Genomic DNA, 15,605 nt, shown 5'->3' on the forward strand with positions numbered 1-15,605 from the left:
AAAAAATTATTTTTTAGTATGAAAAAAATATTAATTAAATAAAAACAATATCTTATTAATAGGTGTTAAAAATATTTATATGATACCAATAAAAATCAATTGAATTATTTTTTGTATCGTATTAATTTGAATCTAATAACACTTGGGATAAGTGAGACAACATGAACACGCAACAACAAAGATTTGATGACAACATTGTCAATAATGTATCGATTGAGCCAAAGGATTGGATGCCAGACGCTTATCGTAAAACTTTAATTCGCCAAATTGGACAACATGCACATTCTGAAGTGATTGGTATGTTGCCAGAAGGCAATTGGATTACACGTGCGCCCACCTTAAAACGTAAAGCGGTATTACTTGCCAAAGTACAAGACGAAGCAGGTCACGCGTTATATCTCTATAGCGCAGCTGAGACCTTAGGCGCAGATCGTGACGATATGATGGATAAACTGATTGCAGGTCGCATGAAGTATTCATCAATCTTTAATTATCCAACCTTAAGTTGGGCAGATGTCGCAGCCATTGGTTGGTTGGTCGATGGCGCGGCAATTGTCAATCAGGTTGCTTTGTGCCGTACCTCGTATGGTCCTTATGCACGTGCCATGGTGCGTATTTGTAAAGAAGAAAGTTTCCATCAACGTCAAGGCTTTGAAGCCATGATGCGTTTAGCAGAAGGCACACCTGAACAAAAACAAATGGCGCAAGATGCAGTCAATCGTTTTTGGTGGCCTGCACTCATGATGTTTGGTCCAAGTGATGACAATTCACCGAACAGTGAACAAAGCATGAATTGGAAAATTAAGCTGTTTAGTAATGATGCCTTACGTCAAAAATTCGTGGATAACACCGTGCCACAAGTTTTACAGCTTGGTTTAACTGTGCCAGATCCAGACCTGAAGTGGAATGAAGAGACCGGGCATTATGAATTTGGTGAAGTGAATTGGACTGAATTCTTTAATGTGATCGCAGGTAAAGGTCCATGCAACCATGAACGTATTGAAGCACGTCGTAAAGCATGGGAAGGCGGCAAATGGGTTCGTGATGCAGCAGCAAGCTATGCCAAAAAACAACAGCAATTCAATGACACGCGCAAAATCGCATAAGTATTTAAGTCATTAATAACATACAGGGAGTTCAATCATGGATAACAAAAACAATTGGTCTTTATACGAAGTCTTCGTGCGTAGCAAACAAGGTTTAAGTCATCGCCATGTTGGGAGTTTACGTGCACCGGATGATGAAATAGCCTTACAAAATGCGCGTGACGTGTATACCCGCCGCAACGAAGGCATCAGTATTTGGGTGGTCAAATCTGAGTTAATTACTTGTTCACAACCAGATGAAAAAGCGGAGTTTTTTGAACCACATTTGGATAAGGTTTACCGTCATCCAACCTTTTACAATATTCCACACGGCATTGAGCATATGTAATTGGAGGATCACAGCATGACCAATAAAGTTTTATCCGAATTTCTATTACACATTGGTGACAGCCAACTGATTTTGTCACATCGTTTAGCGGAATGGTGTGGGCATGCACCTGAACTTGAGCTTGATATTGCACTTGCGAATATTGGCTTGGACTTATTAGGTCAGGCACGTACTGCGCTTTCACTGGCAGGGAGTATTGAAGGTTTAGGACGTGATGAAGATCGTTTAGCGTACTTCCGAACTGAGCGTGAATATCGCAATTTACTGCTCTGTGAACAACCCAATGGCGACTTTGCACAGACCATCGTACGTCAATGGTTAATGGATCATTATCATGCCTTGTTATTTGCCGCGTTAAGCAATAGCAACAATGCCGAACTGTCTGCCTTTGCGATTAAGTCTCTCAAAGAAGTGAAATATCACCAACGTTTTTCAACAGCTTGGATGGAACGTTTAAGCCTGGGTACGCAAGAAGCGCATGACAAGGTGCAACATGGTTTAAATCAATTGTGGCGTTTCACCGAAGAGCTATTTGCACTGACTAACGATGAAAAACAATTGGTAGAAGCCGGCATTGTTCCTGACTTAACAATATTGCCTGCGAAATGGTTAGAACTTATTCAATCGGAATTAACGCGTTTCGAGCTTCAACTACCACAAGAGGGAGCCTACCGTAGCGGTGCCAAGCAAGGTTTGCATACTGAACATTTAGGTTATGTCCTTGCCGAGTTGCAATATTTACAACGCAGCTATCCAGAGATGGTGTGGTAATCACAGCGTTCACAGGGAGTGAGTGACATGAACCGAATTCAACACGTTGAGCAGCAATGTTGGGAGATTTTACAACAGGTGTCTGACCCAGAAATTCCGGTGTTATCGGTCTTGGATTTGGGCATGATTCGTGGTGTAGAAATCAATGCAAGCCAAGAGATTGTGGTGCGTTTGACCCCAACCTATAGCGGTTGTCCTGCCACTGATTTACTCAAAGACGAAATCAAAACAGCGTTGTTGGCGCATGACATTCACCCTGTCAAAGTGGTGGTGGATTTATCTGAGGCATGGACCACGGATTGGATGAGTGAATCAGGTAAAGAAAAGCTACGTGAATACGGTATTGCACCACCACAAGGTTCATCTCATCTGTGTGGTACGCATGTGGCGCTGACGGATGGCGTGGCTTGCCCACATTGTGGCAGTGTAAATACACAGCTGTTAAGCGAGTTTAGTTCTACTGCATGTAAAGCCTTATACCGCTGCCAAGACTGCTTAGAACCCTTTGATTACTTTAAATGTATTTAATCTAATGGACATCGATGTGCGCTGAACAGCACAGCAATAAAATAAAAGAAGGATTTTAACAATGAGTCAATTTATTCCCTTAACCATTAAATCAATCCAGCCGCAAACGGAAAATGCCATTTGTATTTCTTTTGCTGTGCAAGATGAACAAACCTCAGCGTTTCAATATCAACCAGGTCAACACCTGACTATTCGCCATCTCACAGAGCAAGGTGAAATTCGTCGTTGCTATTCGATTTGTAGCGATGTGCAAGAAGATATCAGTATTGCCATTAAAAAAATTGATCAAGGTCAATTTTCAACATGGGCAAATGAACACCTCAAAGTAGGGGATGTGTTAGAGGTGATGCCACCTCAAGGGGTGTTTTTCCAAAAAGCAGCAAAAGTCGGTGGACAACATTATTTAGGCTTTGCTGCAGGCAGTGGAATTACGCCAATTTTATCCATCGTGAAATCAGTGCTGAATCGTCAGCAAGATGCCACATTTACACTGGTTTATGGCAATCGTTCATGGAAACAAACCATGTTTGCTGAACAAATCATGGATCTTAAAGATCGCTTTCATCAGCGTTTGCAATTGGTGAATATTTTTTCACGTGAATTGAATGACAGCGAGATCTTTAACGGTCGTATTGATGCTGAAAAGCTCCAGCAGTTGGCCAAAGCCGGTTTGATTCGTACAGATACCGATCACTGTTTTGCCTGTGGTCCAGAAGAGATGATGACGGCCGTTGAGGAAATTTTGCCGATACTAGGCATTGAGCGCAGCAAGATTCATACAGAACGTTTTAATACAGGTACGACTACAAAAGCATCAGCACAACAAGTTGCGCAACGTAGTGAAGAAAAGGTCAACATTATTTTAGATGGTCGTGAGTTGATCATTGAGGTATCAAAACAAGATGACAGCATCCTCGATGCCGCATTACGTGCAGGTGCAGATTTACCTTATGCCTGTAAAGGTGGGGTGTGTGCCACCTGTAAGTGTAAGGTACTTGAAGGTGAAGTCGAGATGGCCATCAACTACAGTCTTGAAGAGGATGAAGTTGCAAGAGGTTATGTCTTGAGCTGCCAAGCCCGTCCAACCACTGCCAATGTACGCTTAAGTTTTGATGAATAACGCCGTGTGGAATGAAAGTATTGACATGCAATATCTAAAAAGTAGTTCTCCAAAAACCGGTGTGGTGCTCATTGAACTGAATCGCCCTGAAAAACGCAATGCCTTAAACAATGCCACATTGCAAGAGCTCGCGGATTATCTAACAACCTTAGATACAGACCGTGAAGTGCGTGCAGTCGTGATTACAGGTCATTCACAATGCTTTGCTGCAGGTGCGGATTTGAATGAGCTTGCCCAACTTGATGTGGTCAGCATTCAACAGGATCAACGACCACAGTTGTGGAAGCGGATTGATGATTTTTCAAAGCCTTTAATTATGGCCGTCAACGGTTATGCCTTAGGTGCAGGTTTTGAATTGGCATTGCATGGTGACATTGTGTTGAGTGGTGAAAATGCACAATTTGCTTTACCAGAAATTGGTTTAGGCATGTTGCCCGGGGCAGGTGGAACACAGCGTTTGGCACGTCTCGTCGGTCAGCAACTGTGTATGCGTTGGGCAATGACAGGTGAAATGATCAGCGCCCAGACCGCATTGCAACACGGGATCAGCAGTCAAATTTGCCCAACAGCTTTAACGGTGCAATATGCCGTTGAATTGGCAGAAAAAATTGCCAAGCAAGCACCCCTAGCGATTCGTGTGATTAAACAGTCGCTAAAAAGTATTCATGAAGTGACCCTAAGCCAGGGTTTAAAACTCGAGCGTCAACATTTTGTGTGGTTGGCAGCAACCCAAGATCGTCAGGAAGGCATTCAAGCTTTCTTAGAAAAAAGACAACCCGCATTTAGAGGTGTGTAATGGATTACCAAACAATTATTGTCGAAGAAAAAAATGCAGTCGGTTATTTAACCTTTAACCGTCCAAAGCAACTTAATAGCTTTAATGAAACTATGCACAAAGAAGTCTCAGGAGTTCTCAAAGCATGGGCAAAAAATGCTGAGATTCGTGCAGTGGTGATTTCTGCGGAAGGTCGAGGTTTTTGTGCGGGACAAGATTTAAGTGACCGCGTGGTTGATCCAAATGCCGATGCACCTGATTTAGGCCGCTCGATTGAAATGTATTATAACCCACTGATCAAACTGATTACTGAAATGCCGAAACCAGTGCTGTGTGCAGTGAATGGTGTAGCAGCGGGTGCAGGTGCCAACATTGCTTTGGCGTGTGACATTGTACTGGCTGCAAAATCAGCATCCTTTATTCAAGCCTTTTGTCGTTTAGGTTTAGTTCCAGATTCGGGTGGAACATGGTTTTTGCCACGTTTGGTTGGTCGTGCACAAGCAATGGCTTTGGCTATGCTTGGCGATAAGATTCCTGCTGAGCAAGCACAACAATTGGGCATGATTTGGCAAGTGGTTGAAGACGAAAAACTGAAAGCCGAAGCCAGCAAATTGGCAGAACATTTAGCGACACAACCCACTTATGGTTTGTCATTGATTAAAAAAGCCATTCATGCTGCAGCAGCTAATAGCCTCGATGAGCAATTGATTTTAGAACGTGATTTACAGCGTTTAGCAGGGCGTAGCAGTGACTATCGTGAAGGCGTACAAGCCTTTATGCAAAAACGTACACCACAATATACAGGATACTAAATCATGGCAGAACTTCACTTACAGCATGCCCCTGTGGCAGTGATTGGTGCCGGTACCATGGGCATCGGCATTGCACAATTGGCGGCCATGCATGGCCATCCGACCCATGTGTATGATGTCGATCCACAACGTGTAGAAAGTGCTTTTGCTGCACTAAAACAGCAATTACAAAAACGTGTAGATGCCGGAAAAATGGCGGCTGATCTCTTGCAACTGACCTTGTCCAATTTAAACGTGGCAGCGGATTTACACGCATTAGCAGACAGCCAACTGATTGTAGAAGCGATTGTAGAAAACAAAGACGTTAAACAGAAGCTATTTCAACAGCTTGCTGATATCTGCTCGCCTGAGACGATCTTTGCATCCAATACATCTTCAATCTCGATTACTGCGATAGCTGCCAATATTCCACATCCAGAACGCGTGGTCGGTTTGCATTTCTTTAACCCAGCACCAGTGATGAAGTTAGTGGAAGTGATTGCAGGCTTAAAAACAGACCCAGCAATTTCTGATGCTTTAGTCAGCTTGATGACAGCATGGAAAAAAGTGCCAGTACGTGCCAAATCCACCCCAGGGTTTATCGTCAATCGTATTGCACGTCCTTATTATGCGGAAGGATTTCGTGCCCTGCAGGAAAATGCGACCACGCCTGAGCAGCTTGATTTTATCATGCGTGAATGTGGACGCTTTTCGATGGGGCCGTGTGAGCTGACCGATTTAATTGGCCAAGACATTAACTTTTCTGTCACACAGAGTGTCTATGATGCCTTTTTTGATGAACCGCGTTATCGTCCATCCTTAATTCAAAAAGAATTAGTCGATGCAGGCTGTTTCGGTCGCAAAACTCAACAGGGTTTTTATGACTATCGAACAGAACATTCTAAAAAAGTGTATCAACTCCCTGTGATTTACAGTAAATCACCTGAAAAAATTGAGGTGGTGGTCAAAGGTGATTGGTCACATTCACAGGGTTTGATCGAGCTATTGCAACAATCTTTACATATTCATCTGCGTATTGAAGCGGCGCCAATGGCTGAAATTCTCATCGGTGATGTGTCTTTACGTTTATCAATGGGGCAATCTGCCGAAATTGATTATGCATCACAAAAAGTGGTACTGATGGATTGGCATGGCGATTGGTCACAAGCCAAAGCCATTGCAGTTACAGCTTCACCAGCGTGTACAGCGATAGATCAAAAAACGATTGAACAGTTGTTTATCGGTCTAAATATTATTCCGATTTGGTCACAGGATCATCCAGGATTATATGTACTGCGCACTATTGCCATGTTGGTCAATGAAGGATGCGAGGCCGTTTTACATCAAATTGCGTCTGAACAAGACATTGATGCAGCCATGAAATTTGCTGTGAATTATCCTAAAGGACCATTCCAATGGGCACAAGAATTAGGATACAACATTATTTTACAGACTTTGCAAAATCTGTATCGTATTTATGGTGAAGAGCGTTATCGTCCTAATCTATATTTATTAAAAAAAGCGGCACAAGGACATGTGTCAACGCAGCAGCCATTACGCGCTGCCAGTTAAGGATAAAATGATGCAAGACGTATTTATTTTTGATGGGATTCGTACCCCAATTGGGCGCTATGCCGGTGGTTTAAGTAGTATTCGTACCGATGATTTGGCTGCATTGCCGATTCAGTATTTGAAGCAACAACATCCAAATTTGCCTTGGACGGAGGTCGATGAAGTGATTCTCGGCTGTGCCAACCAAGCGGGTGAAGACAATCGTAACGTGGCACGGATGGCAAGCTTGCTTGCCGGTTTACCTGACAGTGTACCTGCCATTACCGTAAACCGTTTATGTGCTTCAGGTCTTGATGCAGTTGGTCTTGCTTCGCGTGCTATTAAATCAGGTGAAGCGCAGTTTGTATTAGCGGGTGGGGTGGAAAACATGTCACGTGCGCCCTTTGTTCAGTCTAAACCGACGAGTGCATTTAGCCGTACACCTGAAATTTTTGATACCACGATTGGTTGGCGTTTTATCAATCCTGCATTTAAAGCCAATTTTGGTGTGGACAGCATGCCAGAAACCGCTGAGAACGTGGCAGAAAAATACAATATCAGCCGTGCCGATCAAGACCAATTTGCCTACAACAGTCAGCAAAAAGTCGCAAAAGCACAGGCTGAAGGTCGCTTTGAGCGTGAGATTCTACCAGTTGAGATTAAAAGCAAAAAAGGTGTAGTGCATGTTGTTCTCGATGAACATCCACGTGCAGAAACCACACTAGAGGCTTTAAATGCACTTAAAGCACCATTTCGTAAAGAAGGAGGTTCGGTCACAGCAGGCAATGCATCAGGTGTCAATGATGGTGCTGCATGTTTACTCTTAGGTAATAACGCCTTTGCTGAGCAGCATGGTTTAACTCCCCAAGTGAAAGTTTTAGGGATTGCAAGTGCTGGTGTAGAAGCGCGTTATATGGGTATTGGGCCTGTACCTGCAATGCGTAAAGTTTTAGCACAAACGGGCTTAACTTTAGAGCAAATGGATGTGATTGAACTCAATGAAGCCTTTGCAGCACAAGCTTTAGCTGTGATTCGTGAACTGGGTTTAGCGGATGATGATGCACGTATCAATCCAAATGGTGGTGCCATTGCTTTGGGCCATCCACTTGGCATGAGTGGTACACGTTTAGTCCTTACCGCAATGCATCAACTGAAAATTCAACAAGGAAAATATGCGCTGTGCACCATGTGTGTAGGCGTTGGGCAAGGTGTTGCCTTAATACTCGAAAATATCAATTCAGGACGTAATTGATTGACATAAAACAAGCTGTCGCGATGACTGCGTAAGGAGTAAGACAATGAATAAAAATGCAATGGAACACATCGAAACCGCATCTGTAGATGAATTACGTCAACTGCAAGTTGAGCGTTTAAAAAAGACGCTCAATCATGCTTATCATAACAGCACGGTGTATAAGCAAAAGTTTGATGAAGCAGGTGTACATCCGGATGATTTTAAACATCTTGAGGACTTAGCAAAATTTCCTTTTACCACCAAAAAAGATTTACGTGACAATTATCCATTTGGCATGTTTGCGGTGCCTCAAGAGCAAATTGTGCGCGTACATGCTTCATCGGGCACCACAGGTCAACCGACGGTGGTTGGCTATACCCAACATGACATCAATATCTGGTCGGACGTAGTCGCACGATCGCTGCGTGCTGCAGGGCTAAGCAGTAAAGACACCATTCAAGTGTCGTATGGTTATGGTTTATTTACCGGTGGCTTAGGTGCACATTATGGCGTAGAGCGTTTGGGTGCTACTGTCATTCCAATGTCAGGCGGGCAAACAGACAAACAAGCGCAGTTAATTCACGATTTTAAACCAACAGCACTTATGGTGACACCATCGTATTGCTTGAATATCATTGAAGCCCTGGAGAAAAAGTTTGGTTCAGCCAAAGACTGTTCTATTAAAACTGGTGTATTTGGTGCTGAACCTTGGACCAATGAAATGCGTAAAGAAATTGAAACGCGTTTAGGTATTAATGCCTTAGACATTTATGGCTTATCTGAGGTCATGGGTCCTGGGGTGGCAATGGAATGTTTAGAGTCCAAAGATGGCCCAACCATTTGGGAAGATCATTTTTATCCAGAAATTATCAATCCTGAAACAGGCGAAGTGGTGCAAGATGGTGAACTGGGTGAATTGGTATTCACGACAATTACCAAAGAAGGCATGCCGGTTATTCGTTATCGTACCCGTGATCTGACACGTTTACTGCCAGGCACATCACGTACCATGCGTCGTATGGATAAAATAGTGGGCCGCAGCGATGACATGATGATTATTCGTGGTGTGAATGTGTTCCCATCGCAAATTGAAGAGCAAATTTTGCAAATTCCACAATTAATTGCCAATTATCAGATTCATATTTGTAAGCAAGGTCACTTGGATACATTGCATATTTGCACTGAAATGCGTCAAGATAGCAGTCCTCAATTGGCGACGCAGCTTGCAAACCAATTAAAATCACAGATTAAAACCATGGTGGGGATTAGTGTGAGTGTTGAAGTGCTGAATGAAGGGAGTTTACCTCGCTCTGAAGGCAAAGCGCAGCGCGTTTTTGATATTCGACAATCCGCTTAAATGAACATGCCTGACGATAAAGGTCGTCAGGCAATTCAATAGGTAAATGAAAACGCAATGAATCCTAAATTAAAACAAATTATTGATGAGTTTATTCAACGTGAAGCGCTCAGTGGGACTTCATTGGTCATGACCATTTTTGGTGATAGCATTTATCACCGTGGCGGTGTCATCAGTCTTGCGAGCTTAATTCAGCTAATGGATGTATTCGGCTTGAATGAACGCTCTGTGCGTACTGCGGTATTCCGTCTTGTGCAAAATGGCTGGCTGAGTTCAGAGAAAATTGGTCGCACCAGTTATTACCGTATTACTGAAAGTAGTCGTCAGCGTTTTATCATGGCCGATCAAAAAATCTATGGCTTTAGTCATAAAGATTGGGATAAAAAGTGGGACTTGGTGCTCCTTAGCTCAGTTGAACTTGAAAATAAATTGGTCTTAAAGAAAGAGCTTGAATGGTTAGGTTTTGCCAATATCGCGACCAATGTCATGGCATATCCGGGCTGTGATCAACAAAAGCTGCAAAATTTATTACTCAGTCATCAAATGACCGATCAAGTGGTGGTGTTTCGTGCCGAAACCCTAGAACTTTGGCAAGAATCTTATCCTACGATTAAACGTATGGTGGTTGTGAATTGGCCCATTCAAGAATTACATCAACGCTATGAAAAATTCATTAGTGATTTTCGTGAGTTTTTCTATTTTGTCGAGCAAGATGAAGACATAGATGCTGTCCAAGCCTTTCAAATTCGTATCTTATTGATTCATCAGTTCCGTCGTATTTTACTTAAAGATCCAAATTTACCATTTGAGTTGTTACCGACGGACTGGCTGTCGTTAATTGCACGTAATTTAAGTACCAATTTGTATCAGGCGGTATTTATGGCAGGCGATGAGTTTTTCTTAAATGTTGCACGTACGGCTGAAGGCAGTATGCCGCCCGCACACCCACAGTTCTATAAACGTTTTGGTGGTTTAAAACAGCCAGATTTGAGCTATTAAGTTAGCGTCTAATTTATAAAAATTAACAACAAGGATAGAACAATGCCGTGCTATGCCATTGATGGCGTGATTCCTGTGGTCGATCCTCAGGCTTATGTACACCCAAACGCCGTGTTGATTGGCGATGTGATTATTGAGGCAGGGGTTTATATTGGACCTTTTGCTGCCTTACGTGCTGACTTTGGCCGTATTCATATTCAAAAAAATGCCAATGTTCAAGACTCTTGTACCATTCATGGGTTTCCAAACAGTGTGACCTTGGTGGAAGAGTATGGTCATGTTGGTCATGGTGCTATTTTGCATGGCTGTGTGGTACGCAAGAATGCCCTCATTGGCATGAATAGTGTGATTCTCGATGAAGCTGTGATTGGGGAAAATGTGATTATAGGTGCCAACAGTACAGTTAAGGCAAAAGCAGATATTCCTAATAATATGCTGGTATTGGGCAGTCCTGCACGGGTGGTGAGAGCCTTAACCGATCAAGAAATTGCTTGGAAACGTCATGGTACAGCGCAGTACATTGAGTTAACCGAGCGTTGTCTCAACAGTCTGCAAGTGGTAGAACCTTTACCCCATGACACAGCGGAACGTTTAACTTATCAAATTTTTCAGACAGATCATGTCTTAAAGCAACAGATTTAAGCTCTTCACATATTTAATTCAGCTGTCCAAACGTCTCTAGCATGTTGCAAATGTCCGCTTTTGATATACAGCGTTGCACCTATTCAGCCATGCATTGATTGGGTTTTAATTTTTCCAAAAAAGTCTGTTCAACATTTGATTTAAATAAGGAGCAGATTTCTCGGCCTTGCTGAATGCGCCAATGCTTTGGGTCATGAGTATTGATGCGTGTTGGAGTCACTTCATGTTCTGTCATTTGCATGAGTTTGACAAAAATTTGGCAACCCATTTCACTCGATACCCGATGGCTAGATTGATGTGGATTACGCATATACCATCCTGCAAGATAGTGTTGATCCTCATTTTCAGTAAATGTTCCAATTAAGACCAAAACCTCTTCACCAAGGGGGTGCGTATGTTCAGTGAATTGAGCCTTTGGCGAAAATTTAATCACACTGGTTGCGCGCGCTTTTTCTGCACCAAGTCGGTCAAGCATCATACCATTGACTTCACCGCCTGGAGATTTGATCCAATAGTAATCTTACGGAGTGATGATAATTGGTTTTGAAAAATCAGCATAAAGATGCATAACACAATACACGTTTGTAAATTTAAAGAGAAAATAAGTGTAACTTTTTCAACAACACTATACGAGTTTAAACAACATGTCAGCAGTTGAATTATTAAGTGAATTGCAGTGCAATGGACTGAAATGGGAAGGAGGGATGTCGGTTGTATGTAAAGGTGAGAGCAGGTCCGAGTAATCACAAGGGGCTCAGTACAAGGAGATACTATGATGATTCATGGTTCAATTTAACGGTTCAAAAGTATGCTTACACCGCGTAGCAAGATCAGCATTGTGATTATCTATAAACAAAATACCTGTTGCGACTTTAACTGCTCCACAGCGCCCAAAATTTTATAATTTCAAGCCCAAGACGGAATTTCGTACGAGAAGATTGCGACTTTATATAGTCATGATGTGATATGGACTTACGTTAATTTGCTTTAAAAAGCATATAGTTGCTTGGACTTTTTGGTGATTTTAAAGATGATTATGGTTATATACATGGGGTTCTGCTTGTTTCTTAGGAATTGATCAAGATGCCAAATATGTGTCAAAGCATATTTTAAAATGTTATCAAATTTTTCAAATATGCTGGGAGGATTGCTTGGCGTTAATATGACGCATAACAAGATGACTCTAGGAAAATAGGGTCATTTTTCGATGTTCTGTTTTAAATCCTAAGAAAAACGTCATGTGACAATTTTTTGGAATCAAAGCATTAAACAAGTGATCAATGTGAGAAAATAAGAATAGTTTTTGTGCCAATTAAAGAATCAGAGAATTACGTAAGCCAGACAATAGGTCAGTATCATGTTTAGGTTTGCATAATACTTTAATTGTCTTATGTTCACCTAAAATCTAGTTCATAAATAATTTCTAGTGAAATTAAAATAAAAACAAAAACTTATATGATTGTTTTGAATTAAATATTAAAGTTGGTTCATGAACTAGTGCTGTAGGCTAATTTTAATCGATAGTAAATCGGTGAGATTCATACTCAAAAACCATTTTTATTATAAAAATATTATGAGTAAAATTCCTCCAAGAATAATCCGATACCAAGCGAAGACTCTCAGTGAATGTTTCTCTACAAATTTGACTAAAGCTTTGACCACAACCAGTGCAGCCATAAATGCGGCCACAAAGCCTAAGGCTATGTTCATCATATTATCTGCATTTAATAAAGAAGCATTGCGAATTAAGTCATATGACGCAGCCCCCAACATTGTTGGCATAGCAAGAAAAAAAGAAAATTCTGTAGCAGCTTTACGTGATAAACCTGAGAGCATACCGCCAATTATCGTTGCTCCTGAACGAGAAGTGCCTGGAATCATTGCAAGGCATTGAGCAAAACCGACAAGAATAGCTTGTTTTATACTAATGTCAGTGGCTTCGAGTGTTTTTGGTTCAAACTTTCTATCTTCTACAGAAAAGATAATTAACCCGCCAATAATAAGTGCGAAAGCTACGACGAGTGGGCTAAACAGCACCTGTTTGATGAAATCGACGGCTAATATACCGATGAAAACAGCGGGAAGAAAAGCAATAAAAACATTGATGGCAAAACATCTGGCATGAGTATCACTAGAGGAAAAGCCTTTTACTAAGTCGATTATCTTTTGACGGTAAAGCCAACAAACAGCAAGAATAGCACCTAGCTGAATGACGACTTCAAATGCACGGCCTGAGTCGGATTGAAAATCTATTAAATGCCCAAAAAGAATTAAATGACCAGTACTTGAAATTGGCAAAAATTCAGTTAAACCCTCAATCAGACCTAAAAATAATGCTTTTAGAAGTTCTAAATTTTCCATAAGTAAAAATAATCATCAATGGTCGGAATCTTTTAAGGTATTTCAAACTTTATATAAATGTATAAATGCAAATTTTTACGCAAATTTTACGCTTCATGCATATTTCTGAATAGAGATTTTACGGGCGTCTTTTAGATACTAAATCATGGAAATTTATCCATGCTTAGGATGGAAAAGATGAGTGCTAAATTCATAGCGCATCAAAAAATGCCGTATCACAACAATTGCGCCATACATGAGGCGATACATCTTAGAGAGATTAAAAAAAGCGTATTTGCTCTCCATTTTAAGGGGAGTAAAAACGGATGTTAGTATTTATTCTACTCATCATGATCGTTGTTGCTCTTGCTTATCCGCTTGGTAAATATTTAGCAGCCGTCATGCAAAATAAAAAAATGCGGATAGATCCACTTTTCAATTGGGTTGAAAAGCCGATTTATGCGGTGTTGGGGACTAACCCTAAATTAGGCATGAGTGTGAAAACGTATGCTCTTAGTTTTGTACTGAGTTGCATGGTGTTGGGTGGCTTTACTTGGGTTTTATTTATGACTCAAGCGAACTTGCCGCTGAACCCCAATCAGGCCCCAAATATGTCGTGGGATTTAGCCCTTCACACTATGATTTCGTTTTTAACCAATACAAATCAGCAGCATTATTCCGGACAGGCTCAGTTGTCGTACTTGTCACAAATGGTGGGGATTGTTGGTCTGCAAATCATTACTCCCATGATGGGGCTAGCAATGGTTGTTGCTACGGTTCGCGCATTATTTTATAAGCAATACGATCCGCTGAATATTGAAAAAAACACAACTTCGGGGACTCCATTACAAGATGTGAATGTCGGTAATTATTGGGCAGATGTCATTCGTCCAACCTTCAGATTTTTAATACCGCTATGCATGGTATGGTCACTTCTACTGACTAGCCAAGGTGTTCCATCAACATTTCAAGGCGGCCCAGAAGTTCAAGTTCTAGACCAAACTGCAGAATTACATACGCAAAAAATTCCATTGGGGCCAGTAGCACCAATGGTTGCAGTTAAGCAATTAGGAAGTAATGGTGGGGGCTGGTATGGACCTAATAGCAGCGTGCCTTTAGAGAATCCAACGCCATTATCTAATTTCCTAGAAATGTTGGCTATTTTACTCATTCCAGTTTCAGTTATTTTTATGTTGGGCTTTTTTACCAGGCGCAAAAAATTTGCAGTCTTCGTTTTTGCTTCAATGCTGCTGATGTCAATCATTTCTGCCAGCAGTGCAATTTGGTCTGAAAGTATTTCTACAACAGCAACACAGCTGTATGCAATGGAAGGTAAGGAAGTACGTTTTGGTGAAGCCTCTTCTGCGCTATGGTCAGCATTAACTACACAGGTGAATAATGGCTCAGTCAATATGATGCATGATTCTTCTGCACCGCTCACTGGATTAATCGCATTAGCAAATATGCTGATTAATGCTATTTGGGGCGGGATTGGCTGCGGGTTACAGCAATTTATCATTTATCTATTTTTAGCTGTGTTTATTGCAGGTTTGATGATTGGTCGTACACCTGAACTATTTGGTCGGAAAATTGAAGCTGGGGAAATTAAGCTACTTGCTGTGGTGATTTTAATTCAACCGATTACAATTTTAACACTTACCGCTGTCACGCTGTATTTCCCTGCATTAACAGGCAATAGCAATCCTCAATATCATGCTGTTTCACAGGTGCTGTATGAATATGTTTCGGCATTTGCCAATAACGGCTCAGGTTTTGAAGGTCTGGCTGATAATACAATTTGGTGGAATTTAAGTACCAGTTTAGCTCTAGTCTTGGGCCGGTTTCCAACATTGATTATTCCTCTTTTCATTGCTGCACGCTTAGCTTCGAAACGTCAAGCTCCTGAAAGCAGTGGCAGCTTAAAAGTGGAAACTCCGACTTTTGCACTCACGTTGATTGCCATTGTGGTGATGTTGACGCTCTTGCAATTCATGCCTGTACTGGTTTTAGGGCCTATCGCAGACCATTTGTTGTTGGTTAAAGCTTAAGGGTGAAAAATATGA

General features: G+C 41.6%; 15 protein-coding genes. 13 read left to right on the forward strand and 2 right to left on the reverse strand.

The genetic code is table 11. From position 1 onward, the window contains the following. Positions 1–161: 161 nt before the first annotated feature. From paaA to MST18_RS07825, 12 genes are all read left to right on the forward strand, one after another. Complete coding sequence (paaA, locus tag MST18_RS07770; RefSeq protein WP_111884663.1) at positions 162–1,106, forward strand: 1,2-phenylacetyl-CoA epoxidase subunit PaaA; 945 nt, start codon at positions 162–164, stop codon at positions 1,104–1,106. Between the two features lie 37 nt (positions 1,107–1,143). Continuing rightward, on the forward strand, positions 1,144–1,434 hold the full coding sequence (gene paaB, locus MST18_RS07775) for a 1,2-phenylacetyl-CoA epoxidase subunit PaaB (protein WP_078193737.1): 291 nt from the start codon (positions 1,144–1,146) through the stop codon (positions 1,432–1,434). 15 nt (positions 1,435–1,449) lie between these two features. Next, entirely contained in the window at positions 1,450–2,205 is a 756-nt protein-coding gene (gene paaC, locus MST18_RS07780) for a 1,2-phenylacetyl-CoA epoxidase subunit PaaC (protein ID WP_078193736.1), read from the forward strand. A gap of 27 nt (positions 2,206–2,232) precedes the next feature. Beyond that, positions 2,233–2,733 carry a 1,2-phenylacetyl-CoA epoxidase subunit PaaD gene (gene paaD, locus MST18_RS07785; protein ID WP_180084976.1) on the forward strand — a complete coding sequence of 167 codons (501 nt, stop codon included), beginning with the start codon at positions 2,233–2,235 and terminating at the stop codon, positions 2,731–2,733. 61 nt (positions 2,734–2,794) lie between these two features. Next, positions 2,795–3,853 (forward strand): 1,2-phenylacetyl-CoA epoxidase subunit PaaE, encoded by a 1,059-nt coding sequence (paaE, locus tag MST18_RS07790; RefSeq protein ID WP_180133894.1) that lies wholly within the window; start codon positions 2,795–2,797, stop codon positions 3,851–3,853. 25 nt (positions 3,854–3,878) lie between these two features. After that, complete coding sequence (locus MST18_RS07795; protein ID WP_180133899.1) at positions 3,879–4,649, forward strand: enoyl-CoA hydratase-related protein; 771 nt, start codon at positions 3,879–3,881, stop codon at positions 4,647–4,649. Beyond that, complete coding sequence (gene paaG / locus MST18_RS07800; RefSeq protein WP_180133893.1) at positions 4,649–5,440, forward strand: 2-(1,2-epoxy-1,2-dihydrophenyl)acetyl-CoA isomerase PaaG; 792 nt, start codon at positions 4,649–4,651, stop codon at positions 5,438–5,440. The genes MST18_RS07795 and paaG overlap by 1 nt, the downstream gene beginning before the upstream one ends. 3 nt (positions 5,441–5,443) lie before the next feature. Next, complete coding sequence (locus MST18_RS07805) at positions 5,444–6,991, forward strand: 3-hydroxyacyl-CoA dehydrogenase (RefSeq protein ID WP_180133892.1); 1,548 nt, start codon at positions 5,444–5,446, stop codon at positions 6,989–6,991. 10 nt (positions 6,992–7,001) lie between these two features. After that, positions 7,002–8,222: a 3-oxoadipyl-CoA thiolase gene (gene pcaF / locus MST18_RS07810; RefSeq protein ID WP_180133891.1), complete on the forward strand. Its 1,221-nt coding sequence runs from the start codon at positions 7,002–7,004 to the stop codon at positions 8,220–8,222. Between the two features lie 46 nt (positions 8,223–8,268). Next, complete coding sequence (gene paaK / locus MST18_RS07815; protein WP_180133890.1) at positions 8,269–9,561, forward strand: phenylacetate--CoA ligase PaaK; 1,293 nt, start codon at positions 8,269–8,271, stop codon at positions 9,559–9,561. A gap of 57 nt (positions 9,562–9,618) precedes the next feature. Beyond that, positions 9,619–10,560 carry a PaaX family transcriptional regulator C-terminal domain-containing protein gene (locus MST18_RS07820; RefSeq protein WP_180023690.1) on the forward strand — a complete coding sequence of 314 codons (942 nt, stop codon included), beginning with the start codon at positions 9,619–9,621 and terminating at the stop codon, positions 10,558–10,560. Positions 10,561–10,602: 42 nt separating this feature from the next. Further along, positions 10,603–11,202, forward strand: a complete 600-nt coding sequence (locus MST18_RS07825; protein ID WP_180133889.1) for a gamma carbonic anhydrase family protein — start codon at positions 10,603–10,605, stop codon at positions 11,200–11,202. A gap of 79 nt (positions 11,203–11,281) precedes the next feature. Here MST18_RS07825 and MST18_RS07830 read toward each other — a convergent pair whose 3' ends face one another. Further along, positions 11,282–11,680 carry a cupin domain-containing protein gene (locus MST18_RS07830; RefSeq protein WP_257227548.1) on the reverse strand — a complete coding sequence of 133 codons (399 nt, stop codon included), beginning with the start codon at positions 11,678–11,680 and terminating at the stop codon, positions 11,282–11,284. A 1,082-nt stretch (positions 11,681–12,762) separates the two neighbouring features. Continuing rightward, a complete protein-coding gene (locus tag MST18_RS07835) occupies positions 12,763–13,563 on the reverse strand; it encodes an undecaprenyl-diphosphate phosphatase (protein WP_180133888.1) in 801 nt (266 codons plus the stop codon). Between the two features lie 305 nt (positions 13,564–13,868). On the opposite strand from MST18_RS07835, the gene kdpA reads away from it, so the two are divergent. Then, a complete protein-coding gene (gene kdpA, locus MST18_RS07840; protein WP_180133887.1) occupies positions 13,869–15,590 on the forward strand; it encodes a potassium-transporting ATPase subunit KdpA in 1,722 nt (573 codons plus the stop codon). Positions 15,591–15,605 lie beyond the last annotated feature (15 nt).

This window comes from Acinetobacter sp. YH12068_T (assembly GCF_024606005.1).
GTDB lineage: Bacteria > Pseudomonadota > Gammaproteobacteria > Pseudomonadales > Moraxellaceae > Acinetobacter > Acinetobacter amyesii.

Excerpts from the sequence above, each read along its gene's own strand:
- MST18_RS07835 (WP_180133888.1), bottom strand. The coding sequence starts at position 13,563 with ATGGAAAATTTAGAACTTCTAAAAGCATTATTTTTAGGTCTGATTGAG.
- paaA (WP_111884663.1), top strand. The coding sequence starts at position 162 with ATGAACACGCAACAACAAAGATTTGATGACAACATTGTCAATAATGTA.
- paaC (WP_078193736.1), top strand. The coding sequence starts at position 1,450 with ATGACCAATAAAGTTTTATCCGAATTTCTATTACACATTGGTGACAGC.
- paaB (WP_078193737.1), top strand. The coding sequence starts at position 1,144 with ATGGATAACAAAAACAATTGGTCTTTATACGAAGTCTTCGTGCGTAGC.
- paaK (WP_180133890.1), top strand. The coding sequence starts at position 8,269 with ATGAATAAAAATGCAATGGAACACATCGAAACCGCATCTGTAGATGAA.
- paaE (WP_180133894.1), top strand. The coding sequence starts at position 2,795 with ATGAGTCAATTTATTCCCTTAACCATTAAATCAATCCAGCCGCAAACG.
- MST18_RS07805 (WP_180133892.1), top strand. The coding sequence starts at position 5,444 with ATGGCAGAACTTCACTTACAGCATGCCCCTGTGGCAGTGATTGGTGCC.
- kdpA (WP_180133887.1), top strand. The coding sequence starts at position 13,869 with ATGTTAGTATTTATTCTACTCATCATGATCGTTGTTGCTCTTGCTTAT.
- paaD (WP_180084976.1), top strand. The coding sequence starts at position 2,233 with ATGAACCGAATTCAACACGTTGAGCAGCAATGTTGGGAGATTTTACAA.
- paaG (WP_180133893.1), top strand. The coding sequence starts at position 4,649 with ATGGATTACCAAACAATTATTGTCGAAGAAAAAAATGCAGTCGGTTAT.
- MST18_RS07820 (WP_180023690.1), top strand. The coding sequence starts at position 9,619 with ATGAATCCTAAATTAAAACAAATTATTGATGAGTTTATTCAACGTGAA.
- MST18_RS07825 (WP_180133889.1), top strand. The coding sequence starts at position 10,603 with ATGCCGTGCTATGCCATTGATGGCGTGATTCCTGTGGTCGATCCTCAG.
- pcaF (WP_180133891.1), top strand. The coding sequence starts at position 7,002 with ATGCAAGACGTATTTATTTTTGATGGGATTCGTACCCCAATTGGGCGC.
- MST18_RS07830 (WP_257227548.1), bottom strand. The coding sequence starts at position 11,680 with ATGATGCTTGACCGACTTGGTGCAGAAAAAGCGCGCGCAACCAGTGTG.
- MST18_RS07795 (WP_180133899.1), top strand. The coding sequence starts at position 3,879 with ATGCAATATCTAAAAAGTAGTTCTCCAAAAACCGGTGTGGTGCTCATT.